Below are 26,044 nucleotides of genomic sequence, written 5' to 3' on the forward strand. Positions count from 1 at the left end.
ACAAGCATTGGTCGATGGCTGAAGAAAGCTGAAGAAACAAAGAAAATGCTTCCCTGTCGGCTGGAGGGTCGATTTGAGCTTCCGGCCTCGAATCGAATGTGTATGCTCGCCCTAACGGCGAGATGCGAATGGCCGGAAGAGGCCTCGATGTGCTGCGCAGCACGCCAAGAGGAACTGCATTACGAATGGCAACTACGAACCCTGCCCGACTGCCTCCCATGCCTGCGATGAACCCGTACAGGACGTGGCAGCTCGTTCGCAGGCCGGTTGAATTCGTGCAATGGGCCGCCCAACGCTGCGGAGATCCCTTCCTGGTGAAAGCGGCAGAACCGCTCGGCAGCATGACCTATACTGGCGATCCCGAGGGCATCCGGGCAATCTTTTGTGCGGATCCGGATCTCCTGAAGCCGTTCCGAACCGAGCTCTTCGGTCCCTTCCTCGGTCCAGGGTCGCTTCTGCTTCTGAGCGGCAATGCGCACCGAGCCGAGCGCAAGTTGCTCATGCCGCCATTTCATGGGGCACGAATGCGGGCGTACGGCGAACAGATTCGCGATACGGCAATTCGGCACGCTGCCGCCCTCGCGCCCGAGCGCGCCTTTTCCATGCAGAACTTGACGCATGCCATCTCGCTGGAGATCATGATCCGGGCGATCCTCGGCATTACCGAGACAAACCGCGTGCGGTACGCGCTCGAAGCAATTACAGCCAAGGTGCACGAGTTTACGCCGGTGGTTATCTATTTTTGGCATCTGCAGCGTTACCTCGGCAACCTTGGCCCCTGGGCGCGGTTCCGAAAGCGGCAGGAAACAGTCCTGCACATGCTGGACGAGGAAATCGAACGTCGTGCCTCGAGCCCCGGAAGGGGCGACGACATCCTCAGCCTGCTGCTCGATGCTCGGTACGAGGACAACAGCCCCATGTCGCATCAGAGCGTGCGCGATGAGCTCGTCACACTGCTTTTCGCCGGTCACGAGACGACTGCGGTCGCGCTGACCTGGGCCTTCTACGAGCTTCATCGCCATCCTGCGATCCGACATCGGCTCTTGGGCGAGCTCGAGTCGCTCGGCAATGACCCCGACCCGGAGGCGGTCGCGCGTCTACCCTACCTCGACGCCGTTTGCCATGAAGCTCTGCGACTGCACCCGGTCGCGCCCCTCGTTACGCGTTGGCTCACGGCGCCTTTCACCCTCATGGGGTACGAGCTTCCCCCGGGCACGGGTGTGGGAGCATCGATCATCCTGGCCCACTTGAACCCCTCGACGTATCCAGAGCCGCTCGAGTTTCGTCCCGAGCGATTCCTCGAGCGCAGTTTCTCGGCTTTCGAGTTTCTGCCGTTCGGTGGAGGTGCCCGACGTTGCATTGGCGCGGCGTTTGCGGAATACGAGATGAAGCTGGTCCTTGGCGCGCTGCTCACGCATTACGAGCTCGAGCTGGTGAACAAGACGCCGGAGCGGTCTGTGCGGCGGAATCTGACAATGGGACCGCGCACGGATGTGCTGATGCGCATGAAGAAGCGGTAAATTCATTGGAGCACAAACCAATGAAGGCTCCACGACGTCACGAGGTTTCGCCTTGGCGCGGGGCGCGGGCTCCTTTTCGCGCGATCAAGATCAAATTTTTGCCCAGCGGCGGAGTGAAGTAGCTCTCGAGAAACCTCGCCACGGGCACGACGGCCGTATCGTAGAGCTTCACCATGCGACGATTCATCACGCCACGTCGGAGCAGGACGAACGTGATCCACCACGGCAGCACGCCGAGCACATCCCAATAATGGCAGCGCACGATGTCGACGGGCTGGGCTTGGAACAAATCCATGAGCTGCGATTGCGTATAGCGCCGGTAATGGCCGAAAAGCTCATCGGCTCTTCCATATAACCGTGGCAACGCGGGGACGAAAATCAAAAGATGCCCTCCTGCCTTCAAGCAGGACAAAGCCCGCACGACTTCGTCTCGGTCGTGTTTTACGTGCTCCAAGACATTGATATAAAAAATGGTATCGTAGCGCTCTTGCCAACCGGCCGCGTGATCTGCGAGCAGGCCGCGCTTGGTTTCTGTGTTTTTCGCGCCAGCCAGACGTTGCTCGAGCTTGACGGCAACGTTGGCCGAGGGTTCCAAGCAGGTCAATAGATCTGGTTTCCAATCGAGCAAGCGCTCGGAAAAGTTGCCGCTGCCTGCACCAACTTCGAGGATTCGCTTACCAATGTGTGGAGCGAATGCATCGAGCATCCACGAGTAATACCTGGAAGCCGAATCCATGGCCTCGAGATCGTCTGCGAAGTAAGGCGCTCCGGTTTTGGAATTCATGCTCATCGGCTGCGCAGCGATGAATACATCGTCCCGAGCTCGTAGCCAACGTCGATTTTGGAAAAGACAAGGCGGCCCGACACGAGATATAGTCGCCGCGCTTCATATCGCTCACGAGGTTGCCAGGTCTCAATGCATACCGCTTTCCGCGCACTGGAGCGTCACCTGCTCGTCGCATGCTTCGCGCTCATTCTCGCTCCCGTTGCGGCCCATGGCCTGTGGCGCCCGCTGCTGGTAGCGCTCGGCGGAGACGCGACGGGCATGGCGCCTCGAGTCACCATCGCCTCCTTGGGCATTTCGGCATACAGTCTGGTGGCCATGCGAGCGCTTCATCATAAAGGCGCCGGGATTCGCGCCGCGGCGGCTTGCCTCCCCGCGATTTTCGCGGCTGTTGCTCTCGGTGGTGGACCGGCGCTGGCGCTCGCGCTGCTCGCTGCTGTAGGGACGACGCTTTTCATCGCTGCCGCGTGTATCACGCGAATGCCGGCGGAGCTCGATGGCTTGCTGACGAGCCACCGCGGATGGATGGCCGCGTGGATCATTTTGGCCATTGCAGTGGTGGTCAAGAGCGCCCTGCTCAGCACCTTCATCGGTGATCCTGCTCATCCCCAGTATTCGCTATTTCCGAAGGAACCATTCCTCGTCCACCATTCGTGTTTGTCGGGGTACGTTTACGCCGCCGAGCGATTCCTGGATGGTGAGGCGAACATATTCGATGCGAGCCACATGCCACCCCGTGAAGTCGTGTGGAATCCTCGCTTCGCCCCGTTCCACGTGGATCGTTTTCCCAATCCACCGACATTTTTGCTCGTTGCCCTAGGCCTCGTCAAAACCGTGAGCGGATTTTATGCTCAGCGAGCCTTGTGGTACGGGCTGTGCGGCATGGTTATCGCAGCGACCCTGTGGCTCGTGGCGCAATGGGTGGGCGGGCGACGAGGTGCAATTGCGCTGCTTCTCGCGCCTTGGGTTTGGCTTTCGTGGGGATACGCACTGCAACTCGGTAATTCGCATGCCTTGGTGATGGCCGCGTCGATGGCCGGCATGCTCGCCTTTGAAAAGCGCCGGCACGTGCTCGGCGGCGGGCTCCTTGCGGCCGCGACGCTCTTCAAAATGTCGCCTGGGCTGCTGGGCGTCGTGCTTTTGGTACAAAGGCGCTGGCGAGACGCAGCATTGACGTTCGCTGCCGGGATTCTCCTCGTCTTGCTCGGCCTGGTCGTCATCGGCCCCAAGACCCACGAGGCTTGGTTTACGTATCTCGTTCCGCGCCTCGCGTCGGGAGAATACATGTCCGACTTGGCTCGAGATGCTCGAACGATCACGTCCAATTACGGCCCATTTGGGATTCCATTCAAGTTGCAGCTCATGGGAATGGACCTGGACCCGTGGAAAGTGGGCCGCCAAATAGCCAAGGTCTATGTCGTGCTGGTCGTCGGGTTTGCCATCTTTGCCGCAAGAAGGCGCGATGGGCGCGGAAACCAAGCGACCATGTGGCTCGCCGTTTTGTCGTTCGCGTCGTTGCAGACGCCCTTTCCACCGCCGTACTATCTGAGCACCGTATACTGGATCATCTCGCTCGTGGCGGGAGAAATCCGAAGCCGAGGCGGGGCGTTTGTCCTGACCGCGGTGACATTTGCCACGCTGGCCCCGGCCATTCCGGCGCCGCAAGCCGCCCTAGCGGCGCTCTCCATCGCGGCTCAGTTTGTCGTGCTCGGCATCCTCCTATGGTCGATCCTGCGTAAATCGGAACCTGTGGATCCGCCGCAAGAATCCCCCGCAGAAGAACCTGCCATTCAGGCTTGACGTGTCGAAACTGGATGTCGATACATAGGCCGCTGCGCCGGTCAAGAAAAATAAACCCCGACTTCCGTGTACTGCGAGAACCGAATGGGGGCGGTGCCATCTGATGGGTAGGACACGGCACGACGGGCTCGGTCGGCGGCGATCTCGATCCGGACGATTTATTTTCATACGCGCTGAAAAAAAATTCGTAATGTACCGCCATGCGAAGGGTCCTCGTTACTGGCGGCGCGGGGTTTCTTGGATCGCACCTGTGCGAGCGTTTGGTCGAGCGTGGTGACGACGTTCTGTGCGTCGATAATTTCTACACGGGCAACGAGAAAAACCTCGAGCATCTCGCCCATTGTCGGCATTTCGAGGTCATCCGGCACGACATCACCGTCCCGCTCCATCTACGGGCGAACCAAATCTACAACCTGGCCTGCCCGGCATCTCCAGTCCATTATCAACTCGCCCCGGTGCAGACGATCAAGACCTGCGTGCTCGGTGCCATCAACATGCTCGACTTGGCCATGCATACGGGCGCCAAGATATTTCAGGCGAGTACGAGTGAGGTCTACGGGGATCCGGAGGTACATCCTCAGCCCGAGAGTTATTGGGGCAAGGTCAACCCCATTGGTGTGCGCAGTTGTTACGACGAAGGAAAACGCTGTGCCGAAACCCTGTTCTTCGATTACTGGCGACAGCACGAGCTGCAAATCAAAGTGGCACGCATTTTCAATACTTACGGCCCGCGTATGCACACGAATGACGGGCGGGTGGTGAGCAACTTCATCGTGCAAGCCTTGAAGGGCGAAAGCATTACCATTTACGGCGACGGACAGCAGACCAGAAGTTTTTGTTATGTGGATGATCTCATCGAGGCCATGCTGCGCTTCATGGATACCGGCGCCGATCTCATCGGCCCAGTGAACCTCGGCAATCCCGCAGAAATCACCATGCTGGAACTGGCGGAAACCGTGTTACGACTCACGAATTCGAAGAGCAAATTGGTACAAAAAAAAGCTCCCGCGGACGATCCGAGGCAGCGCCAGCCCAATATCGAGCTTGCAAGGAAGACGCTTGGCTGGACGCCGCAGGTCGACCTAGAGGAAGGCTTGAAAAGAACGATCCGATATTTCGAGCGCATCGTCCTTGGCTGATTCATGATATCATCCCGCTGCCTACCATGCGCCTATCCGTCGTCGTCCCCTGCTACAACGAGCTGAACACCATCGATGCGATCATCGATGCCATCAATGATGCCCCCTACCCGGACAAAGAGATCATCGTCGTCGACGATTGTTCGACGGATGGTACGCGGGAAAAGCTACGGCGAGACATCGAAAACTCGGGCCGGGTGAGCAAGGTGCTGTATCACGAGGTGAATCGTGGCAAAGGCGCCGCACTTAGAACGGGCTTCCAAGCTGCCACGGGCGATTTGATCATCATTCAGGACGCGGACCTGGAATATGATCCCAAAGAATATGGGCGTTTGATCGAGCCGATTCGCCAAGGCAAGGCCGATGTGGTGTTCGGTTCTCGCTTTGCCGGAGGGGACGCACACAGGGTCCTCTACTATTGGCACCGGCTGGGCAACGGTTTCCTCACCACGCTCTCCAACATGTTTACGGATCTCGATCTGACCGACATGGAAACCTGCTACAAGCTATTCCGTCGTGAAATCATCCAGAACATCCTCATCGAAGAGGATCGCTTCGGCTTCGAACCGGAAATCACCGCCAAGGTCGCCAAAATGAACTGCCGCATTTACGAGGTAGGAATCAGCTATTATGGGCGAACGTATGCCGAAGGCAAGAAGATTGGCTGGAAGGATGGCGTGCGAGCCATTTATTGCATTCTAAAATACAACATAATACGCTAAACGCGGCGATACCAGCCCTCAAGAATTCCTCTTGTGCAAGCTCACGTCGTCGTTGGAGAAATAATCAGGATCACGCCATCCATCCTCGTCGTAATCGGCCATGCATTGGTCGACGAAGGTTTCCATCTGTTCGAGCGATCCTGACGCTCGAGCCTGCTGCAAGCCGAATAGACGGACCATGTCGTGGTTCCCGGCATAATTGAGTTCGTAGAGCTCGTGGCGAGCACCGAATTCCGAACCGATGGCATCCCACAATAGCTTCATGATTTTGATGCGCTGTTTATGGTCGATGCCGCTCGAACCGCGCACGTAACGCGCGAGATACGATTCGATTTCGGGATTTTTCAGGTCGCGCGCATGGGACGGCAAATAGATCAATCCCGAAGCAATCACTCGCTCGATGATTTTGCGAATCGCAGGATAAGCCTCCGTGGCAAATATTCGATAAGAAATGCACGCTTTGATGCTTGGGAGTACGGCGCCACCCACCCAAGGATCGGGCATGGCCGCCATTGCATCCGAAAGCGACCAGAACAGGTTGCGCCAGCCGATGACTTCTCCGATTTGCGCCTGGACGCCGCGAAAGCTCTCGGTACCGGTCGCGCGAGCGGCCTTGTACAAGAGGCCGGACAAGAAATCGAGCTTGACGGCAAACCGGGTGCAGCCTTGGAATGCGAGGCCATTGGCAAAGCCCGAGCGAGGGTAGAATTGCTTGAGCTTCTCGGGATCGCGATAAATGAACACGTTTTCCCACGGAATGAATGCATTGTCGAAGATGAAAATCGCGTCATTTTCATCGAAACGGCTCGACAGCGGATAGTCCCAGGGCGAACCCGTCGCCGCAGCCGAGAGTTCATAAGACGGCCGACAAATCAGCTTGATGCCAGGCGTATTGACCGGCGCCATGAACATCACCACCATCGACGGATCGTTGATTTCGGCGCCCATGCTCTGGCCAAGGAAGTTGTAGTGCGTGAGCGCCGAGTTGGTCGCGACGACTTTGGCGCCGGAGACGTAAATGCCCGCGTCGGTTTCCTTTTGGATGGTAACGTAGACGTCTTTGACTTCGTCCACTGGTTTGTCGCGGTCAATCGGTGGGTTGACGATGGTGTGATTGACGAATAATACGGCTTCCTGCGCCCGCTTGTGCCACGCGCGCGCGTTATTCGCGAATTGGCCGTAAAATTCGGCATTGGCCCCGAGTGTATTCAGAAAGGCGGCCTTGTAGTCGGGGCTTCGGCCGATCCAGCCGTACGTGATGCGCGCCCATTGCGCAATGGCGTCGCGCTGACCCATGAGCTCTTCGCGCGAATACGCCGGCATGAAGAATCGGTGCGTGTATCCACCCGAACCGGTATCCGTGGGGGCCGTTAGGATTGACTTCGTTTTTTCGGCGTGAAGCGCATCGTACAGCTTGGCGACGGACCTGGCGGCATTACGAAAGGCGGGGTGGGTCGTGACGTCTTTGACGCGCTCGCCATAGACGTAGACCTCGCGACCGTCACGCAGAGATTCGATGAATTCCGGCCCAGTAAACGGGCGGTTCTTGCCGGCAACGATTCGCTCGGGTAGCTCGCGCACGGTTTTCGGGTTCCTCATGATCGCCTTGCTGCTCGCAATCGACGCTGCGCCGTGTGATATGCCGGTACATATCGAATTTGGTCCGGCAACCAAGGCACGAGCCGCTCGGCCGCGAAAATCCACGAACGCGCCAGTAATCGCTCCTGCGGATTCAGTTCCATTCGAAGCGCGCGTTGCAAAGAAGCGGGCAACATCTCCGCCGTGATCAACCGCAATTGATCGAAGATTGGCTGGACAAACGGCGCTTGGGGTTTGAAGAGCCTTGCTGCTTGATCACGCGCCGTATCCCCGACGAGCGGCGCGAGCTGCTCGATGCGCCTTTCGACATACCCGTGAAGATCAGCCCAGTTTGTCGGACACGCTTCCGGTGCGAGACCGAATGCGACCCAAAAGGTCGACGCTTCACGCACCAAGCGATCTCGATCGGGCGTATCGAGCGGACGGACCATTCGTTCGTACACCATCATGGCCGTATCGAAGAGCGTGGCACCGACCCAAAATACAGCCTCGGGGTCGAGCGCATGATAACGACGAATTTCCTGTCCGGGCACGTCGTCGAGCTGCCCCGAAATGGCGGCGTGAATGCCATAAACTCGCTCGGACACCGCGCGCACTTCGTCCGCGCTCCCGAAGATGATGGTGTACGCCGACATCATCGTGCGGATGAATCGACCGAGCATGTCTTCGTGAACGACGCTGTGATCGCGTATGGCATGGGCTACCGCGGGATGCGCGAGCTGCATCAATGCGGCCCGACCGCCGCCCAAAAGAATTACGCTATGGCGAATGCCTTCCCACATCGCGCTTTCAGGGCCGTAATACCCTGCGACAGGATCCTTGCCTCGCACCAGCCCATCGAGCGCCTCCGTATGCCGCTTGCGGCTGTTTATTTTCTTCGGAGGTTCCCACGCGGGAGCATCGGCGCTACGTACCGGCGTCTTCGTCCGCTCGGCGCCCACGCGCAATTGAATGGGCGACATGCTGATGCGACACGTATCACCGCCGTGTTTTGGAATGGTCTGCGTCAGCGAATACGTTTGACCGAATACTTCCGAAATCCCCGCCTGAAAACGCCCCAAAACGCCGCAATGCACCTGCTTCCAGCCCGGCCTTTCGTACCACAAACACGCGCTTCCTTCGATGAATCCAGGCTTTTGTTCATCACCAACGCCGCTCGTATGCTCGGGGTTCACTCGAAAAAGGAATTCTCCCATCCGCAACGTTTCAATGGCGCTCTCCATCGTGGGTGGCATTCCAAACAGCGATGCAGCAAGCTCGGCAACTTCTTTGCCGAATGCGTGGCTGGTATCCCCGAGCCATCCAATCGCCCGCGGAACGTTTTCTTTTGGCAATAGCTCGGTCAGCACAATCGTGAGCTCGCCCAAGTGATGGGAAACTTCGAGCCATCGCGTTTTCGCATCCACTTTACCGGCAAGCCGCCATGCACGCGCCGATGCGGCAATCCCCGGCGACTCTCTTGCAATACCGTCCAAGCTCCAGCGAATCGACGCCCCAATTGGTCCCGGATAAAGCGCCTCGAAGAAAGCTCGCACGTCCGCAGGTGATCGGCCCTCGAGCGCCTCCTTCAGCGGCGCCGCCAATGCGAGCCCCCGGCGCCGAAACATTTCGCCGCACGCAGCCGTCATGATGGCTCGCGCTCGGTACCGGTCGTCCAGGTGTTCGCCCAGGGCAGACTCCAGATAACGCATCCAGCCCGCCGTTCCCTCGGACGCAACCAGCCAAAGCGCCCAGGGCTCTACCGCCTCGCCATTGAACGATGCACGCAAATGCCGCAGCGCCGGAGCGATGAGGAAATGCTTGTCGAGCCTGAGTTGCGGCGCGCCTTGTGTAACGGCTACAGATTCCATGTAGAATCCTCCCGGGGGACTGCCAACCGCAAGATGCCACATGGCCGAAGGTGATTCGAGCCTGGCATTTTCCACGCGTATCCTGTATTCCGTCGATGGTCAACCAAATTCCGCAAATATGCCGTCAACGAGAAGCAACGTCCGCAAGCTACCTCGACGCGGCGGCGCAGATGTTTTATGTCGACCTCGATACGGTCACTTTCACCCTTCGGCGGGCCCATTCATGAAATCTCCCCCGCATTCGAGCTACGTCACCTTCGAGTCGCCGGACCTCGCATACTGGCACCTTCTCGGCCGTGTCGAAGCAGCGGACATCAAACGCATTTACGAAAAGCAGCTCGAGTTTTGTAAAGACAAGCCTTTTATCCTGGTCCTCATCGACGTATCGCGCCTCGAAAACATCACCCCCGAAGCGAGGCGTATCGCGGCCGAAGGGCCGGATCCCTCGAGAGAAGCGATGCCCGTACGTGGCAACGTCGTCATCGGCGCGAGCTTTCATTTTCGCGTCCTCGGAACGCTCATCGACAAGGCCGCGCGCCTCATCCACCGCAGCCTGGATAACCCCCTGCACTTCACTGCAACGGAAGCCGAAGCTCGAGCATGGATCGAAGAGCGCCGGCGCGAGCTTCAGCAGCGCGCATGACTCGCTGCGTGCGCGAATCCGCATCGATCACCGCGACGAGCCGCTCGAACCGCGCCGCACGCGATCAATCGCCACCGCTGCAACGATAATGAGCCCCGTCACAATTTGCTGCACCCAGTTGTCGATGCCCAAATGCGTCGACCCCGTACGAATCACGGTCATCAACATCGCGCCGAAAAGCGCTCCCGCCACCGACGCCTCGCCCCCCGCCAAAGATCCTCCGCCAATGACCACCGCTGCAATCACCTCGAGCTCGAGGCCCATCGAATCGGTTGGATCTCCAACGGTCAGCGTCGAAAACTCCATCACCCCCGCCAAACCCGCCAAACACCCGGCCGCCGCATACACGAACCATTTGACCCGCGAAACCGGCACACCACAAAGACGCGCCGTCGCTTCGTTCGATCCAATCGCCACGATGTGACGCCCGAGCCGCGTGTACACGAGCATCGCCGCGACGAGCGCCGACATGGCGAGCATGATCCACACGCCCGGAGGAAAAATGGCCCAGCCAAACCCATCCGGCAGGGGCGCTTGGAGCACGTCGAGGCCCTTTGGGGGTGCATCGATTTTTTGACTGTCCGCAAGACCCTTCGCGAGCCCGCGAATGGCGCTCATCGACCCGAGCGTCACGATGAAAGGCGTAATCCGCAGCGATGTGGAGAGCACGCCATTCGTGAGGCCCACGGCCATGCCCGACGCCGTGGCCACGAGCGCCGCAAGCGGCCCAGACAAACCTTCACGCAAACACAATGCCGCCACGACCGTCGACAAGGCCACCGTGGATCCCACGGACAAGTCGATACCGCCGAGCAGAATCACGAGCGTCATGCCGGACGCTGCAATGCCGACGACCACGGTTTGTCGCGCCATGGTCGCCAGGTTTTCGATGCGCAAAAACGAGGGCGGCGCAAAAAGCGCAAAAAGAAGGTAGACGAGAACGAGCGCAATGAGCGGCCCAAGAAATGGGTATTTACGCAGAATCTTCATGCCATTCCCGATTGCTCGAGCAATATCGAATGCTCGTCGAGCGACGAGGCGGCTTTTGCCGGACCAAGCCGCCCCTTGTGCATCACCGCGATTCGATCCGAAATGCCGAGGAGCTCCTCGACCGAGCTCGACACCACCAATACCGCTTTGCCCGAAAGCGCGAGCTCGTCGATGATTCGATAAATCGCCGCGCGACTGCCGACGTCCACGCCGCGCGTGGGTTCGTCGAGCAATAACACATCGACATCGTGATAAAGCAGCCGCGCCAATGCCACTTTTTGCTGATTGCCGCCCGAAAGCGCGCCCACGCGCGTCTCCGGCCCCTGCGTCACGATCCCGAGCTTGTCGATGAACTTCCTCGCCACCGCTCGCATGCGTGACGGCAAGACAAACCCTCGCGGCCCAAGCCCCTGCAAACGCGACAGCGTGAGGTTGTCCGCTATCGACAAATTCAACGCCAAGCCTTCGCCACCGCGATCTTCGCTGAGCAGCCCCATCCCTTGCCCAAGCCGCTGCGAAGGCGTCGCAAATCCCGTGAATTCCGCCATTTTCACTGTACCGCGACGAACCTGATCCAGCCCGAAGAGCGCCCTGCAAAACTCCGTTCGACCCGACCCCACGAGCCCCGCGATGCCCAGCACTTCACCGCGCCGCAATTGCAAACTCGCTCGCTCGGGCAACGCCACACCGGCAAGATCCCGCACGTCGAGCACCACGTCCTTCGGCTCGCGCGCCGAGCGCGGATAGAGCTCGTCCACGCGCCTGCCCGCCATCATTTCAACGATGTCTTCCATGCGCGCGTCCGCGACGCGACCACTTCCTGCAGCACGCCCATCGCGAATCACCGTGAACCGATCGGCAATTCGGCGAATTTCGGCGAGATGGTGTGAAATGTACACGATGGCCATGCCCGCTTCACGAAGGCGCCGAATCACGGCGAAGAGCGCGTCGACATCGTCCGCACCGAGGCTGGATGTGGGTTCGTCGAGGAGCAAAAGGCGGCAACGCTCGTCCGCGATGGCTCGCGCAGTCTCCACGATCTGCTGCTCGCCAGGCGCAAGATCCGCGACGCGCGTGTCAGGTCGGATGCGGTTTTTCTTGGCACCGGACGGATCGATCGCTTCGAGCGCCCGCAGCGCTTTCGCGCGCATTTCCACGCGACGCACGACGCCGCGAAACACAGGCTCACTGCCGAGCACGATGTTCTCTTCCACGGTCATGTGCGCGCAGAGCGCTCGCTCTTGGTGGACCAGACAAACTCCGGCGCGACGCGCTTCCGCGGGGTTTCGCGGCCGATACGCGACGCCGCCCAGCATGAGCGTCCCTGCATCCGGCAGGATCGCTCCAGCAAGGATCGACACGAGCGTGCTTTTGCCCGCGCCGTTTCCACCGAGCAGCGCGTGCACTTCGCCCGCGGACACCTCGAAGTCGACGCCCCCGAGCGCACGCGTAGCGCCGTATGACTTTTCGATTCCGCGCGCCGAAAGATGCGCCGCGCTGTTCGTCACTTGCTCAGCCACGGCGTCAGATCGGGCGCGAGCAGCGCCTTGATATCCGGCGTCGCGACGTTTGTCCGGTCCACGATGGTCGCGCCCGTATCGATGCGAGCTTCGACGGGTTTGCCCGCGAGCAGCTCGGCCATCGTGCGCACCGACTCGTAGCCGATCTTGAATGGATCTTGCACGACGAGCGCCGAAATGTGGCCTTCATGAAGCGCGGCGACGAGCTTCTCCGAAGCGTCGAACCCGACGAACTGGAGCTTGCCCGCAAGGTTCGACTTGCGCAGCGCGAGCAGCATCCCGAACGTCGTCGATTCGTTGGGGCAAAAAACACCTTGAATACCGCCCGTCGATGCGTTCTGCGCCGCGAGCAAGCTTTCGGCCTTTTCAAAGGCGCTCTCCGTCGTCGCACCACCGTACTGGTTGTCGCTCACGATGGTGATCCCTTCGACCTTGCGTATGGCCTCAAGAAACCCTTGCTCGCGCTTGTGCGTGCTCGCCGAACCTTCTTGGTAGCGCAAAACTGCTACTTTTCCCTTGCGTCCAAGCAGCGTCGCCATCTTCTCGCCCGCCATTCGGCCGGCTTGTTCGTTGTCCGTCGCGACGAAGCTCTTGTGCTTGTCGCCCGCCACATCCGAATCGAAAATCACGACCGGGATCTTCGCGTTCACCGCATCCGCGACGGGCTTTTCGAGAGCTTTGTCGTTGAGCGGCGCGAGCACGATGCCCGAAACGCCTTGCGCCACGAAGCTCTGCACGACGTCGATCTGCCCCTTCAAGTCGTCCTCTTCGAGCGGGCCTTTCCACACGACGTCGACGTTGATCTCGCGCGATGCCTTCACGGCCCCTGCATGCACCGCCTTCCAAAACTCGTGCGTTGTTCCCTTCGGCACGACGGCGATGCGGGTTTTGTTGCTGCTGTTTCGGTTGCACGAGACGACGAAGAGCACCGCGACGAAGAGCAGAACGATACGGAGGCTTCGGACGAACATGGCGCGCGAGTATAGTCACGCCCGGCCGCGAGATGCGAATTGCTTGCTACGCGGCCTCTTCGAGCGGTGGACCTGCCGTTCGAGCGATCTGATCGGGCCGCACGTGCTCCACGTCGAATTCGGCTGCCGCATCGAGCATGCGCGCCACGACGTCGTCGAAGGCGAGCGTTGCACCGCGTCGAAAGCGAAGCGGATTGCATCGCGCCACGACGAACGACTTGAGGTACGGACTGACGAACCCTCGCGCTTTCAGTGCAGACACGACCTCCGTGATGCGATCGTCCAGCTCGACGAGACGCGTCGCATGCGCACGTCGGACGTCGAGCGCCTCATGAAGTGGTCGATCCAAAAAGTCGCACGTTGCGCGCAGGATCCCGAGGTACTGACTCCCTGAAAACCGCGGGTGCGACTCGTAGCAGATGCCGAGTGTGACGAGCGCCGGCTCCTCGAATTCGAACGCGAAGTCACGCTCGGTGCGATCGGTGCCGGCGTCGACGAGCGCCTGCGCCATGCGGATGACCTCGACCGATTTTTCGTGCAGGTTGTGCGCTTTTTCCGTGTTGAGCGCGAGGATCTGAAACGCGACGTGTTCGTCCGGAAGAACCAGCGCGACGAGCGCGCGACCGCCGAGACGCTTCATCGCTTCGAGGCGATGCAGACCGTTGGGGGTCCAATAATGTCCGTTGGGGCGACGAACGGCGATGATGGGATCGAGAAAAACATCCACTTTCTCCAGAACGGATGCCAAGCGTTTGGCGTGCGTTTCGGAGAGATTGCGCTGAAAAGGTGTGGGCTCGACACGTTCGACAGGCAGACCGGCGAGCAGAACGGGGTGCCCACCGAGCGGATCGCGATAAACGGACAGCACCGAGCCGCCATCGTTGTGAATGGCGTCCGTGAGCGCTTCGAGGTTCGCGTCGAGCGTTTCGGTGACGAGATCGTCCGCGGACAAACCGCGTGAGGAGGGAGCAACGTCCTTCTTGCGCCGCGTTCGTTTCGCTGGCGACCCATCGGACTCGACCGCCTGTGCGGGCTTGGTCGCCGCGCGTTTCCTTGCCTGCGCCACGCCTGAAGCATCGAATCGAAGCTCGTCATGGCAACTGGATCACTGCAAATCCAGGCGACCGTCGTCGGCAGCGCGTTCCCCTCGCTCGGGAAAAACCTTGGAGCTCGTTCCCGCACCTCGCGGCAGCGTGTATCATCGCGTCGCACCTCGACGCAGGTTCTTCCGGACGAACATGACCATGCAAGACCGTCACTATCTCGGGATCGACGTGGGTACGGGCAGCGTGCGCGCCGCGCTTTTCGATGGCTCTGGCAAGCGCCTCGGCATGGGCGTGCATCCCATCACGCTTCATCGCCCCGAAACGGACTTCGTCGAGCAATCGTCCGACGAGATATGGAACGCCGCCTGCAAAGCAACGCGGGCGGCCCTCGCGGAAGCTGGAGATCGGCCAGAACGCGTCGTCGGTATCGGTTTCGATGCGACGTGTTCGCTGGTTCTTCTGGACGAACAGGATGCGCCCGTGACCGTGAGTCCCACGGGAGATGATCATTGGAACGTCATCGTGTGGATGGATCATCGTGCGATCGAGCAGGCCAAGCGCATCAATGCGGGCGGGCATGACGTGCTTCGATACGTGGGCGGCGTGATTTCACCCGAAATGGAAACGCCGAAGCTCTTGTGGCTTTCCGAGCATCTTGGGAGCAGTTATCGCCGCGCTGCTCGTTTCTTCGATTTACCTGATTTTCTCACCTATCGCGCAACGGGCGTCGATGTCCGGTCGCTTTGCACCACCGTCTGCAAGTGGACCTATTTGGGCCACGAACCTGGGCGAGATGGAAGCATTGGGCGCTGGGACGATGCCTATTTTCGCGCGATTGGTTTGGGCGATCTCGTGGACGCGGGATACGCGCGCATCGGCAGGCGCGTGCGTCCGATGGGCGAACGCGCGGGAGGTTTGTCCGCGAAGTCTGCGCGTGAGCTGGGTTTGTCCGAGGGGATTGCCGTTGCAGTTCCGATCATCGACGCGCATGCCGGAGGCCTCGGATTGATAGGCATTCCCGATGGGGGCAACGCGCCCGACGAAGCCATGATGGAAGAGCGTCTGGCATTGATTGGTGGAACGTCGACGTGTCACATGGCATCTTCGCGCGAGCCGCGATTCGTGCCCGGCGTGTGGGGGCCTTATGCGTCCGCAATGATTCCGGGCTTGTGGCTCACCGAAGGTGGGCAAAGCGCAACGGGCGCGCTCATTGATCACGTGATTCAATCGCATGCTCGCGGCCCCGAGCTTTCCGAGGAGGCGCGGAAGCGCGGAACGTCGGTGTATGCGCTGCTCAATGAGAGGCTCGACGTGCTCTCGGCAAAGGCGGCCTTTCCGGCAGAATTGACGCGTGGCGTGCACGTTTTTCCGGACCACCATGGCAATCGTTCGCCACGAGCGGATCCTACGTTGCGCGGTATGATGAGCGGTTTGTCGCTCGATAACGACGTGGATGCGCTCGCGGTGCAATACTTGGCGACGATCCAAGCATTGGCGCATGGGACGAGGCACATTCTTACGGAAATGAACAAAGCTGGGTATCGCATCGGAACGCTCTTCGCGACGGGTGGCGACACAAAAAACCCGGTTTTCCTGCGCGAACATGCGGACGTAACGGGATGTCGAGTGGTTTTACCCAAAGAACCCGAGGCGGTACTTTTGGGTTCGGCCATTCTCGGTGCGGTTGCATCGGGCGACAAGCCGAGCGTGCTCGCAGCAATGGCTGCGATGACGGAGAGCGGCACGGTCGTCCTTCCGAACGGCGGCGACGTGAAGGCGTTTCACGATCGAAAGCATCGCGTGTTCTCGAAGATGTACGACGATCAAATGGCCTATCGAGCGCTGATGGACGAGTGACGAAACGCGTCTAGGTCTCGTTCCGACACGATCTCCTTGCATCGTCTTGGCGATCGCGACACAACTCGCCCGCACGCAGCAGGAGCGCAGGAGAATCAACGTGTCATCGAGCAATTGGCAAGAGCGGTATCGGGACAAAATCTGCACGCCCGAAGAGGCGATACGACTCATTTTGCCGGGTCGTCGCATCATGGTCGGCTCGCACGCCTGCGAACCGAACCAGCTCGTCAGCGCGCTCGTGACGCACGGCGATCACTTGGCGGACAACGAGATCGTTCACTTGATGACGCTCGGAAAAGCGCCCTACGTCAAGCCTGGTCTCGAGAAGCGATTTCGGCACACGGCGTTTTTCATTGGAGCCAACACGCGTGAGGCGATTCACGAGGGTCGCGCGGACTTCATGCCGGTGTTTTTGTCCGAGATTCCAGCGCTCATCACATCGCGCCGCGTCCGCATCGACGTGCTCCTCATTCAAGTTTCCCCGCCCGATATGCACGGTTATTGCAGCCTTGGCGTTTCGGTGGACATCACACGTGCGGCGCTGGATGCAGCGGATCTGGTCCTCGCCGAGGTCAACGAGCAAATGCCGCGCACGCATGGAGATTCGTTCGTGCACGTGAATCGTCTGGCAAAGCTGATTCCGGTCGATTCGCCTTTGCACGAGCATTTACCCGAATCCCTCGACGAAGTGGACCGGGCCATCGGTCGGCACATTGCGAGCGTCGTACCAAATGGCGCAACGCTTCAGCTTGGAATTGGCAAGATTCCCGACGCGACGCTCGAGGCGCTCGAGCACCACCACGACTTGGGCATTCACACCGAAATGTTTTCCGACGGCGTCAAACGCCTCGTGGAAAAAGGTGTCATCACGTGCGGCAAGAAGACGCTTTTGCCGGGCAAAATCGTCACGTCGTTCATCATTGGCTCGCGCGATTTGTACGAGTGGGTGGACGACAATCCGTTCATCGAAATGCGCTCGTGCAGCTTCACGAACGATCCTTTCGTCATTGCACGGCATGACAAGATGGCGGCCATCAACGCGGCGCTGGCCGTGGACCTGACGGGTCAAGTTGCAGCCGACACGCTGATGGGACGGTTTTTCTCGGGGATTGGCGGACAAGTGGACTTCATCCGCGGAGCTGCGCGGAGCCGCGGGGGCAAACCCATCATTGCCATGCGATCGACCGCAAAAAATGGCACTGTGAGCCGTATCGTTCCGGTCTTGGAGGCAGGCGCAGGTGTCGTCACGAGCCGCGGGGACGTGCATTACATCGCGACGGAGCACGGCGTCGTCGATTTGTGGGGCAAAAATATTCGGCAAAGAGCGCTCGCGCTGATTGAAATTGCGCATCCGGATCATCGATCCGATCTGCTCGCAGCGGCCAAGCAACGGAAATATGTTTTTCCGAATCAAATCGTGGTGCAAGCTGCCTACCCCTGGGGCGAGGCTCGGCAGGAAAAGCTGCCCAATGGTGATACGGTCCTCGTGAGGCCCGCTCGGATTTCCGACGAAGACGCTTTGCGGGACTTGTTTTACCGATTGTCCGACGAGAGCACGTACCGGCGGTTCATGTCCCACAAGCGCGAGCATCCGCACGAGGAGATGCTGGAGCTCGTCAATTTGGATTACGATCACAACATGGCGCTCATCGTGTCACGCGTCGAAAATGATTGCGAAGAGATCATTGGCATGGCGCGTTATGACGTGGACCCTGCGACGCGCATGGCCGACGTTGCTTTCGTCATCCGAGACGAACAGCAGAACCGTGGAATTGGGACGCTTTTGATGCGCCGCATGATCGAGGTTGGCAAGGCTCGTGGACTCGCAGGGTTCGCCGCCGATGTGCTCGTGCAGAACAAGCCCATGATGGCTATCATTCAGAAGAGCGGCCAGACGGTGCACTTGGATCTTCGAGGGAACACGTACCACGTCGAGCTTTGCTTCTGACGTCAGCGTCTGGTTTTTTCCTTCAAGATGGCGCGAACGGCGGAACAGTCGTCGGGCGTGATGATCGGTTTGATCAAAGCGCCCACGTCGAGCAGGAGCGCCTCGGTTTTTCGAGGCCTCGCAACATCCAAGTGAAACCAATGTGGGGACAAACCCATCCCCCAAATTCGGTACTTTCCGGTCATCGCGCCCATCGTAAACGGCTCGACATGCCGAATGTCCGTGTAGGGAATGCGTTTGCTGCCGACAGGAAAGTAGTAGGTCTTGATGGTGATCGCGTCGTCGTCACACACGATGACGCTATCTTCGTAGAGAATGGCCATGGTCGGACCTCGCACGTGCGGATTGCGCCTTCAAGATAAGGCGTTCGACGCAATCGTTCAAGGGCGCCCTTGACGCATGCACGGACTCGTGGCAATGCCCGCGCAGCGGAACATTTGTACCGGGTTTCCTCAACTGCGTGAGGTTGATCGTGGCTGGTGGGTGGCTTGCTTGCAGGTCGGGGCATTGGTTCATCCTGGGAGCATTGATCCTGGGAGCAGTCGCGTGGCCTGATAACGCGGAAGCCGAGGACGCTCGACGCTGTTCGGCGTGGCGCTCGGGGGGCAAGGGGTACGAGCAACTCGAGCTGCGTACGTGTACGCGTCCTGCGAGCGACGTCGACGCCGCGTCTCGTGACGGTGACGACGCGGATGATGCGGATTTGGCGTACGATATCGAAGTAAAGAGCAGCTATGACAACGCCGTCGATGTTCGGATCGAACTGACGACGACGGACGGTACGGTCGAGAACGTCGATGCCGAGCTGAAGAGCGGGCTTCAGATCGCAGGTGAATGCTCGGTTTGTCCTGACCATGGTGACGTCAAGAGTTTCCGCATTGGAAAAGCACCGCCTGGTAAGGACGAACCATTGCGTCCGGTAAAGCCGACGATGCACATGGAGATCTTGGCGCGCGATTTGCGCCTCACGGACGCCAATGCTCAGCGCATCGAACGAATTGCGGCCCGTTATTACAAGGCTACGCGAAACCGGCTCGTCGTGACGGGCGGGTCGCGCACGCCTGCGCGTCAAGCGCAACTCATGTACGACAAGCTCGTGCACGGCGACGATATTGTGAAGGTGTATGAGAACAAGGCTGCGGCCGTGGAAATACGTAATGCCTACCGCGACGCGGTTGCCAAGCGACTGAAGCGCAAGGCGACGATTCGAGCGATTCGTGAAGTGATCGACGGGCAAATAGCGCGCGGTGTTTACGTCTCGAAACACCTTCGTGCAAACGCGGTCGACGTGCGGTCGTGGAACATGAAAGGAAAGCTCGAACAGGCGCTACGCGACGCAGTGAAGGCCGAAGCTGGCGTGACGCTGATGGATGAGCGCGACAGCGCGGAGCCGCATTTTCACCTGAACATGCCTTGAACGACTGGCGCAAGTGGCCGAACCGTTTGTCATAACGAACGGCCCCTGCCCGCTTCCCAACGACGTCGAAACCAGCGACAATGTCCGCATGGCTCGCGCTTTTGTGCTCTTGTCATGCCTCGTCTGCATCACTTCATGCAGCGCCACGCCAGAGCGCCATGCACATCAGACGCGCCCGATTGCCCCCGCGGCCCCGATGCCATCCGCAAGCGCGCAGCCTGCGCCCATTGCGCCGCCGGTCGCGACAGAGCCGCCGGCTGCGCCTCCCGCGCCTCCCACGCATCCAGGCAGGCCCGAAGCTGCTGAGCGCGTTCTGTTTCTCGCGACGCACCTTCGCACGGACGGCTTGCGTGAAGCTTGCCCGGTGGCGCTCGCGGAGGTGATACGTATTCGTTGCTTGATTTCGCTCCGATTCGCGGACGAACCCGATGCAAGAAAGCTGGCGCTCACGCTTTACGAAGAAACCGGGTCGCTCGCGGGGCTATTGCCCGAGGAATCGACGGTTGACGGCAAGGGCAAGAAAATACTTTTGAAACCAGCGCGTCCCATCGGCCGAAACAAGGAACACTTGACGTGGATCATCGGCGCGATGCGCGAATACGCCAGGTTTTTCACCGAATTGTCCAAGCGGCAGAAAATGCCCATCGTCATGCGCGATCGGCCGCTGGATTTTCGATTTTTCTACACGGAAGACGGCGGCACACCGAGCGCCTTCGCGGTGAGCCAAAACATTGGATACAACCTTTATGGAGCTGTCAACGTCAACGACGAAGCCGTGCGAGATACACTATTTCACGAAATATTTCACTTGAACGATGCTTGGCAGGACAATTTCTCCGCACGCGTGCTCGCGCCCATCGAGGCCCGGATCATCGCTTCGTGCAAAGGCAGCGAGAAGTGCCTCGAGCCTTATGCGCCCACCGACACGACGATGAACGGAAAATCGTACGCGTTCATCGACGGCGGCAGCGGCAAAGAATACGCTGCCGAGCTCGCATTGCGATATTTTCGCGAGCAGCGCCTGATGATCGACGGCAAACCATTACCCGTGCCGGCGTTCAAGTGCGGCCCGGCGGAAAATGCCGAGGCCATGGCGCTTCTGGTGGATGCTTTTTTTGGAGGTGTGGATCTCGTGCCTCCGTGCGAAACCTGAAGAGGCGTGACCTCTGGGTTTGTCTTGCGCTCGATAGCGAACATTCGCTACCATGCGCGCGATGGACGTCGTCAAGCTTGCCCCTCACCTCGAAAAGCTCCTGCACCGCGTCGCGAGCGGCAAAGCCGGAGTGGACACTCTTTCGGCTGCCGCATCGGGCAACGCGCAGCACCTCGCCGACGCGCTGTGGATGCTCGTGCGTGAAAACAAAGGGGCGCTCGTGGGTCACGAACGTGCCGCCCTGGCGATGCTGACGCACGGTCACTTCGATGCGAATGATTTCATATCGCTGCTGCGACAGCTCAAGAAGGCGAACTTATTTTGGTTCGAGCGGTGGGACGACCGCGTCGATGGGCTCGCTTATCACGGCTGGAGCAAAGAGCTCGAGGTCATGCTCGACAAACTCCTCGCATCGGATGGCGATCGCACGCCGCTCGAATGGGCAGACGTATCCGAACCCGCAGGCTCGTCGGTGCTCTTTGCCCTCGGGCGCAGGGGCATCGTGCAAGCAGCCTTGATGCCGCCGGATGCAATGCAGCGATTCGGACGCGCCTTTTTGCTGCGCGCTTCGTGGTGTCCCGAGCAATTCAATGGCTGGGAGCGATTGTGGGACGAAACCACGTTCGCGCGCGCGGTGTTCGCCGATGTCGGCAATATCAAAGAAGTCGGCGTGTTTCCAGATACGCTCGAGCCGCTCGTGGCGCACGCGACGCCTGCACAATTGGCGTTCGTCGTGGAAAAACTCATATGGCCCGATCATCGAGCCATTGGGTGGCTCGCATCACGCGACAAAGCGATCGTGCCGATGTTGCAAACACGCCTCGAAGAGCTTCTCGCAGACGCGAGAAAAGGGCATTGGATATCGGATCGAACGGGGCGTCACGTCGGCGCGCTCGCTCGCATTCGTGCTCGAGAACCGTGGCCCGCCAAGTGGATACCACTCGCCAAAGCGATGCTCGTGCACGACACCGCGGGCCTCGAGGACGTGCTCCGAACAGTCGATGTAGCGACGCGTGAAGAAATGCTTTTGGCGCACCTGTCGAAGCGGGACAATTGGCGAAACAAGCTATGGCCGCTCGCAAAGTTCCCGACGCAACGGCTCGTCGATGCCGTGGTAAAACTCATTCGCAGCACACCGAAAGCCGAAGAATGGGACTACGAGCGCGAGCCACTCTTCAAGACGCTTGGCGCCATGGGAGATCTCGGTCAAACGGCGCTCGAGACGTTGCTCGACGAGAAAGACCAAACCGAGGGAGCCATCGCCAATCTCGTCGCGACCCAATCTCGCGTAGTGATGACGTTGCCGCTGCTCGAATCGACGAACGATGCCATTGCATCGAGCGCGCGGAGGTTGTGGCTCGATTTGTCCGACGAGGATCGCATCGAGCTTTTGGATCGGCATCTCGATGCAATGCCGCCGTTTGTCGCAGTGTACGTACTTGCGCACACACATCATCACCCGCGCACGGGAGAAATCGCCGCACGGGTGCCGGAAACGGATACGAATCGAGCTTTGCGCAGGTTTTGCATGACGAGGCCCGATGCATTGCGACCGCTCGTCGATGCCATGGCGGCCGTCCCGGAAGAAGCCGTACAGCGCGCCGCTTCAGCGCTGGCACCGATATTCGAGCCACGCCGTGATTATTCGTTCAATCTGAAAGAAACGTTATCGCAATTCGGTCCCGATGACTTGCCGGTCGTCTTGCGCGTGACGGCGTGTCGCATGGGCGGCCGGTATGCCGATGTGGGCACATTGTGCAAACACTTTTGGCCTGCTCGGCCTGAAATACCGTGGGTGGCTGTGTTTTGGTGGAACGACGGATGGGATAGCACGCTCACGGCAGCAGAATGCATCGTTGGAAAGGAGATCCTTGCCCCATTACGTGCGCGGATCGAAACCGATCACGTGCAGACGACGGCCTGGCAGGCGATCTTCGGCATTTTGGCGCGTCATGATCCATTGGGAAGCGTCGACACGTTCATCCGTATGGCCACGAATCCCGCGGTAAGCCGTTATGTCGTCGACCCGATGATCGCGAGTCTCGAAAATGGCAGCGCGGCGGCACGCGATTGGCTCGCAAAAACGCTTTTGGGAAAGGGGCGCGAGCTGGCCTTGGAGATCCTGAATCGACACGCGGTTCCCGAGGTCCTGCCCGTTCTCCAGTCGCTCGAAAAGCAAAAGTTGCCGGCCAAAATAACAAAACTATTGCAAAGCGCGCTTGCTGCGCAAAAAACGCGCGGCCCGACCATCGTACGCGGCGGCAAAACGCTTTCGGCGCGAGCCATTCACACGACGAGCGGCCGCGTCGAATCGCTGCACATTTCTCGCGACGGCCATACGATCGGGGCGCAGGCGGCCGGCCATGCATACGTTTGGCAAGGAAAACGGCACGCGAGCATCGAAAAGCTCGGCAATGTTCGAATCGAATTGTCGCTCGACGGCCGATTTCTTTTGGTCGTCGACGAATTCAACGTACATGTCTACGAGCCGTGGGAAAACCCCAAAGAACCTCGCCTGACGCTTCATCCCGACGATGGCCTCGGGTACGTCGTGCCCATGCCGGGCGGGCGAGTTTTGACGCTTTGCGCGGCGCATAATGCGTATACTCCCCTGACCTCGTGGGACCTCGAAACCGGTAAGGAAATGGTGCACAAGTCGAATGGTTTTCCCGTGCACGCGGCCATCATCGACGACGAGCGTTATGTGGTTGGCGACATGAACAGCAACATTTCCATTCGCCAATTGAATGGAGGAAAAATCGTCGGAAAGCTGCAAACATGGGGCGATGGGCACGGTGACGGCATTTGTATGGTCGCATCGGGCAACGCTGGAAAAATCGTGGCAGCGCTGTTTTTTGACGGCAGCCTGATGATTTGGGACATCTCAGGCGCCAAAGTCAAAGCATTGTGCCGAATTCCGCGTGCGGCGCCGCGGGCGCTCGTGTCCGATCCCGGGTCGTCTTGGGTCGTCACGCCAAGCGTCAACGATGTGATTACGTGGAAGGACGGTCAACGCGCCAGGAGCGTCATGGGTGCAGGCCCGGTGGCCGCTCGACCCGATTTTCATTTCGAGGAAGCGGGGCTTGCGGTGTTCGTCCGGCCAAACATTCTCGCTGTGGGTGGCGAGCGCGTGGATCTCTGGGACCTCGAACGAAGCGAACACCTCGGAACGCTGGACAAACCCGTCACGACGCTCGTGTCGGCCGCCGGAAAATTGCTCGCCGGAGACGCCCAGGGAACGATCTGGGAAGTGGATTTACATTGAACGTGGACGAAACGGTCGAACATTGAAAACCGTGGGGAAAACCTCAATTACTGGTTTCTTGTCACGTGCGCGCCATTCGGGTACATTCGCAAAACCGATGGGGCAAGGAGTCGAAGCATGAATCGCTGGAGCGTGGGGATTGCGGTGGGGATTGCTGCTGCTGCGGGTTGTTCGAAAGACCCGCCGAAGCCGGAAACGAAACCGTCACAGCCGCAGGCGTCGGCATCCATTGCGGCGGCGGCCAGCACGCCGGTGACGATGGTGCCGACTTCGGGCATGTCGCCCGCAGAGCTCGACGAGTATTACCACTTGCCCGAAGGGGGGCGAGTTGCTGCCGCTAGACATGCTCCGCGCAGTCGAGAGCACGAAGACGTTCAAGCCTTTCATGGAGGATCTCGAACGATTTCGATTGATTCCGGATCCAAAGGATCCCGATGGATTGCCGGTGGGCATGTCGGCCGCGATGATCAATGGCAAACGGGCCGAGCCGCGAATGGTTTTTTTCAATTGCGCCGCATGTCACACGGCCGAAATGACCTACAATGGCAAGAAGTTGCGAATCGAAGGCGGGCCGGCGCATTTCGACATGGCAGGTTTCGTGGTCGAGCTTTTGGAATCGCTCAACGCGACCGTCTTGGATCCAAAGAAGCTCGCGAAGTTTCTCGAACGGCTCGCCCAGCAAAAGACCGCAGGTTTGTCGAAGGCATACCCTGACCTGAAGCTTGCCGGGGACAAACCCGAAAAGGATTTTTTGGACAAGGTCACGTCGCTCGTCAAGCAAAAAAAGGCAAAAGTCGAGCTCAAATTGGACGATGCCAAACTGCGTATCGAATCGGCAGCGGACGCATTGGATCTTTTGCACGCAAAAATCAAATACCTCGAAGGACTGCGCGGTCTACGCACGACGACGATCGCTGGATATGGGCGCCTCGATGCGTTCATGGCAGCGCGTAATCTCTTGTTTGGAGACAAATACGCGGTCGACGTCAATTCGCCCGTGAGTCTGCCGTTCATTTACGGTTTGTCAAAGTTGACATGGTATCATTACGACAACAACACGACGTCGATCGTGCAGCGAAACATCGGGGAAGATCTGGGCGTGGGTGCCGTCGCGGACATGAAGACGGGTGAATCGACGGTAGAGCTTCGGAATTTGCTGCGTCTCGAGGCGCTCGCTGCAAAAATTCCCATGCCCAAGTGGCCCGAGGAAATCCTTGGTTCCATCGATTCGGGGCGCACCATGCGAGGCGGAGCCATCTACAAAAAGGAATGCGCGAGCTGTCACGATTACGGAGACGACGGTATGTTCCCCGATCGCACGTTCGATTTGGCGACGATCGGAACGGATCCGAATCGAGCGACGAACTTTGCAAAAATGCTCGGGGACAAAACGTTTGCCGAGGCGCTGCACGGGGCGCTCGACTTGGTGCAAGCAAAGGCCGTGGAGCGAGAGAAGATCACGCCCGAAGAGCTCGCGAAGGCGGAAAAGGCGAAGGTCGAATGGCGTTCGACGAACAAGTATGCGTCGCGGCCGCTCGTGGGAATTTGGGCAAGCTCACCGTATTTGCACAATGGCTCGGTGCCGACGTTGTACGATTTGCTGCTCCCCCCGGACAAACGGCCGAAGCAATTCATGACGGGGAGCCGCGAATTCGATCCGAAGAAGGTCGGCTACGTGTACGATGGAAGCAATGGCGGTTCGTTTCAACTCGATACGTCACACGACGGAAATCACAATACAGGGCACACGTACGGAACGACGCTCTCCGAAGAGGAGCGGATGGACTTGCTCGAGTATCTGAAAGGGCTGTAAGTCGACT

Annotated in this window: 20 protein-coding genes; 11 read left to right on the top strand and 9 right to left on the bottom strand. The window is 59.4% G+C overall.

What is annotated here, in order from left to right:
• Positions 1 to 185 precede the first annotated feature (185 nt).
• On the top strand, positions 186 to 1,520 hold the full coding sequence (locus IPM54_30790) for a cytochrome P450 (protein ID MBK9264175.1): 1,335 nt from the start codon (positions 186 to 188) through the stop codon (positions 1,518 to 1,520).
• A 37-nt stretch (positions 1,521 to 1,557) separates the two neighbouring features.
• On the opposite strand, the gene IPM54_30795 is transcribed toward IPM54_30790, so the two are convergent.
• The gene (locus tag IPM54_30795; protein ID MBK9264176.1) at positions 1,558 to 2,304 is read right to left on the bottom strand and encodes a class I SAM-dependent methyltransferase; all 747 of its coding nucleotides are present in this window, start codon (positions 2,302 to 2,304) and stop codon (positions 1,558 to 1,560) included.
• Between the two features lie 132 nt (positions 2,305 to 2,436).
• On the opposite strand from IPM54_30795, the gene IPM54_30800 reads away from it, so the two are divergent.
• The 3 genes from IPM54_30800 (at position 2,437) to IPM54_30810 (ending at position 5,965) form a co-directional block, all read left to right on the top strand.
• Entirely contained in the window at positions 2,437 to 4,104 is a 1,668-nt protein-coding gene (locus IPM54_30800) for a DUF2029 domain-containing protein (protein MBK9264177.1), read from the top strand.
• Positions 4,105 to 4,304: 200 nt separating this feature from the next.
• Positions 4,305 to 5,243 carry an SDR family oxidoreductase gene (locus IPM54_30805; protein ID MBK9264178.1) on the top strand — a complete coding sequence of 313 codons (939 nt, stop codon included), beginning with the start codon at positions 4,305 to 4,307 and terminating at the stop codon, positions 5,241 to 5,243.
• 26 nt (positions 5,244 to 5,269) lie between these two features.
• Entirely contained in the window at positions 5,270 to 5,965 is a 696-nt protein-coding gene (locus IPM54_30810) for a glycosyltransferase family 2 protein (GenBank protein ID MBK9264179.1), read from the top strand.
• Between the two features lie 18 nt (positions 5,966 to 5,983).
• Here the strand turns inward: IPM54_30810 and IPM54_30815 are convergent, their stop codons facing one another.
• Entirely contained in the window at positions 5,984 to 7,564 is a 1,581-nt protein-coding gene (locus IPM54_30815) for a Pyoverdin chromophore biosynthetic protein pvcC (protein ID MBK9264180.1), read from the bottom strand.
• On the bottom strand, positions 7,561 to 9,414 hold the full coding sequence (locus IPM54_30820; GenBank protein MBK9264181.1) for a DUF2236 domain-containing protein: 1,854 nt from the start codon (positions 9,412 to 9,414) through the stop codon (positions 7,561 to 7,563). The genes IPM54_30815 and IPM54_30820 overlap by 4 nt, the downstream gene beginning before the upstream one ends.
• Positions 9,415 to 9,637: 223 nt before the next feature.
• Here IPM54_30820 and IPM54_30825 point away from each other — a divergent pair, with 223 nt between their 5' ends.
• A complete protein-coding gene (locus tag IPM54_30825) occupies positions 9,638 to 10,057 on the top strand; it encodes a hypothetical protein (protein ID MBK9264182.1) in 420 nt (139 codons plus the stop codon).
• 27 nt (positions 10,058 to 10,084) lie between these two features.
• On the opposite strand, the gene IPM54_30830 is transcribed toward IPM54_30825, so the two are convergent.
• From IPM54_30830 to IPM54_30845, 4 genes are read right to left on the bottom strand one after another with little or no spacing between them, the layout of a single operon-like run.
• Entirely contained in the window at positions 10,085 to 11,041 is a 957-nt protein-coding gene (locus IPM54_30830; GenBank protein ID MBK9264183.1) for an ABC transporter permease, read from the bottom strand.
• A 2-nt stretch (positions 11,042 to 11,043) separates the two neighbouring features.
• On the bottom strand, positions 11,044 to 12,555 hold the full coding sequence (locus IPM54_30835) for a sugar ABC transporter ATP-binding protein (GenBank protein ID MBK9264184.1): 1,512 nt from the start codon (positions 12,553 to 12,555) through the stop codon (positions 11,044 to 11,046).
• A complete protein-coding gene (locus tag IPM54_30840) occupies positions 12,552 to 13,538 on the bottom strand; it encodes a substrate-binding domain-containing protein (protein MBK9264185.1) in 987 nt (328 codons plus the stop codon). Before IPM54_30840 ends, IPM54_30835 begins: the two co-directional genes overlap by 4 nt.
• A gap of 46 nt (positions 13,539 to 13,584) precedes the next feature.
• Entirely contained in the window at positions 13,585 to 14,604 is a 1,020-nt protein-coding gene (locus tag IPM54_30845; GenBank protein ID MBK9264186.1) for a ParB N-terminal domain-containing protein, read from the bottom strand.
• Positions 14,605 to 14,782: 178 nt separating this feature from the next.
• On the opposite strand from IPM54_30845, the gene IPM54_30850 reads away from it, so the two are divergent.
• Positions 14,783 to 16,441, top strand: a complete 1,659-nt coding sequence (locus IPM54_30850) for an FGGY-family carbohydrate kinase (protein MBK9264187.1) — start codon at positions 14,783 to 14,785, stop codon at positions 16,439 to 16,441.
• A 94-nt stretch (positions 16,442 to 16,535) separates the two neighbouring features.
• A complete protein-coding gene (locus IPM54_30855) occupies positions 16,536 to 18,389 on the top strand; it encodes a GNAT family N-acetyltransferase (GenBank protein MBK9264188.1) in 1,854 nt (617 codons plus the stop codon).
• A 2-nt stretch (positions 18,390 to 18,391) separates the two neighbouring features.
• Here IPM54_30855 and IPM54_30860 read toward each other — a convergent pair whose 3' ends face one another.
• Positions 18,392 to 18,712, bottom strand: a complete 321-nt coding sequence (locus IPM54_30860; protein ID MBK9264189.1) for a hypothetical protein — start codon at positions 18,710 to 18,712, stop codon at positions 18,392 to 18,394.
• A gap of 149 nt (positions 18,713 to 18,861) precedes the next feature.
• Between IPM54_30860 and IPM54_30865 the strand changes: the two genes are divergently transcribed.
• The 3 genes from IPM54_30865 to IPM54_30875 all read left to right on the top strand — a co-directional run bounded on the left by IPM54_30865 (position 18,862) and on the right by IPM54_30875 (position 24,224).
• Positions 18,862 to 19,806 carry a hypothetical protein gene (locus IPM54_30865; protein ID MBK9264190.1) on the top strand — a complete coding sequence of 315 codons (945 nt, stop codon included), beginning with the start codon at positions 18,862 to 18,864 and terminating at the stop codon, positions 19,804 to 19,806.
• A gap of 88 nt (positions 19,807 to 19,894) precedes the next feature.
• Positions 19,895 to 20,959 (top strand): hypothetical protein, encoded by a 1,065-nt coding sequence (locus IPM54_30870; protein ID MBK9264191.1) that lies wholly within the window; start codon positions 19,895 to 19,897, stop codon positions 20,957 to 20,959.
• Positions 20,960 to 21,020: 61 nt separating this feature from the next.
• The gene (locus tag IPM54_30875; GenBank protein MBK9264192.1) at positions 21,021 to 24,224 is read left to right on the top strand and encodes a WD40 repeat domain-containing protein; all 3,204 of its coding nucleotides are present in this window, start codon (positions 21,021 to 21,023) and stop codon (positions 24,222 to 24,224) included.
• Positions 24,225 to 24,271: 47 nt separating this feature from the next.
• Here IPM54_30875 and IPM54_30880 read toward each other — a convergent pair whose 3' ends face one another.
• Entirely contained in the window at positions 24,272 to 24,502 is a 231-nt protein-coding gene (locus IPM54_30880; protein MBK9264193.1) for a hypothetical protein, read from the bottom strand.
• 65 nt (positions 24,503 to 24,567) lie between these two features.
• On the opposite strand from IPM54_30880, the gene IPM54_30885 reads away from it, so the two are divergent.
• Positions 24,568 to 26,037 (top strand): hypothetical protein, encoded by a 1,470-nt coding sequence (locus tag IPM54_30885; GenBank protein ID MBK9264194.1) that lies wholly within the window; start codon positions 24,568 to 24,570, stop codon positions 26,035 to 26,037.
• Positions 26,038 to 26,044: the final 7 nt, after the last annotated feature.

The sequence above is a fragment of the Polyangiaceae bacterium genome, from assembly GCA_016715885.1.
Lineage (GTDB): Bacteria > Myxococcota_A > Polyangia > Polyangiales > Polyangiaceae > Polyangium.

What these genes read in the sequence shown, in the direction of transcription:
- IPM54_30850 (MBK9264187.1), top strand. Translation starts at nt 14,783, where the DNA reads ATGCAAGACCGTCACTATCTCGGGATCGACGTGGGTACGGGCAGCGTG.
- IPM54_30800 (MBK9264177.1), top strand. Translation starts at nt 2,437, where the DNA reads ATGCATACCGCTTTCCGCGCACTGGAGCGTCACCTGCTCGTCGCATGC.
- IPM54_30880 (MBK9264193.1), bottom strand. Translation starts at nt 24,502, where the DNA reads ATGCCCGAAGTCGGCACCATCGTCACCGGCGTGCTGGCCGCCGCCGCA.
- IPM54_30825 (MBK9264182.1), top strand. Translation starts at nt 9,638, where the DNA reads ATGAAATCTCCCCCGCATTCGAGCTACGTCACCTTCGAGTCGCCGGAC.
- IPM54_30810 (MBK9264179.1), top strand. Translation starts at nt 5,270, where the DNA reads ATGCGCCTATCCGTCGTCGTCCCCTGCTACAACGAGCTGAACACCATC.
- IPM54_30840 (MBK9264185.1), bottom strand. Translation starts at nt 13,538, where the DNA reads ATGTTCGTCCGAAGCCTCCGTATCGTTCTGCTCTTCGTCGCGGTGCTC.
- IPM54_30805 (MBK9264178.1), top strand. Translation starts at nt 4,305, where the DNA reads ATGCGAAGGGTCCTCGTTACTGGCGGCGCGGGGTTTCTTGGATCGCAC.
- IPM54_30885 (MBK9264194.1), top strand. Translation starts at nt 24,568, where the DNA reads ATGCTCCGCGCAGTCGAGAGCACGAAGACGTTCAAGCCTTTCATGGAG.
- IPM54_30815 (MBK9264180.1), bottom strand. Translation starts at nt 7,564, where the DNA reads ATGAGGAACCCGAAAACCGTGCGCGAGCTACCCGAGCGAATCGTTGCC.
- IPM54_30820 (MBK9264181.1), bottom strand. Translation starts at nt 9,414, where the DNA reads ATGGAATCTGTAGCCGTTACACAAGGCGCGCCGCAACTCAGGCTCGAC.
- IPM54_30795 (MBK9264176.1), bottom strand. Translation starts at nt 2,304, where the DNA reads ATGAATTCCAAAACCGGAGCGCCTTACTTCGCAGACGATCTCGAGGCC.
- IPM54_30875 (MBK9264192.1), top strand. Translation starts at nt 21,021, where the DNA reads ATGGACGTCGTCAAGCTTGCCCCTCACCTCGAAAAGCTCCTGCACCGC.
- IPM54_30870 (MBK9264191.1), top strand. Translation starts at nt 19,895, where the DNA reads ATGGCTCGCGCTTTTGTGCTCTTGTCATGCCTCGTCTGCATCACTTCA.
- IPM54_30860 (MBK9264189.1), bottom strand. Translation starts at nt 18,712, where the DNA reads ATGGCCATTCTCTACGAAGATAGCGTCATCGTGTGTGACGACGACGCG.
- IPM54_30790 (MBK9264175.1), top strand. Translation starts at nt 186, where the DNA reads ATGGCAACTACGAACCCTGCCCGACTGCCTCCCATGCCTGCGATGAAC.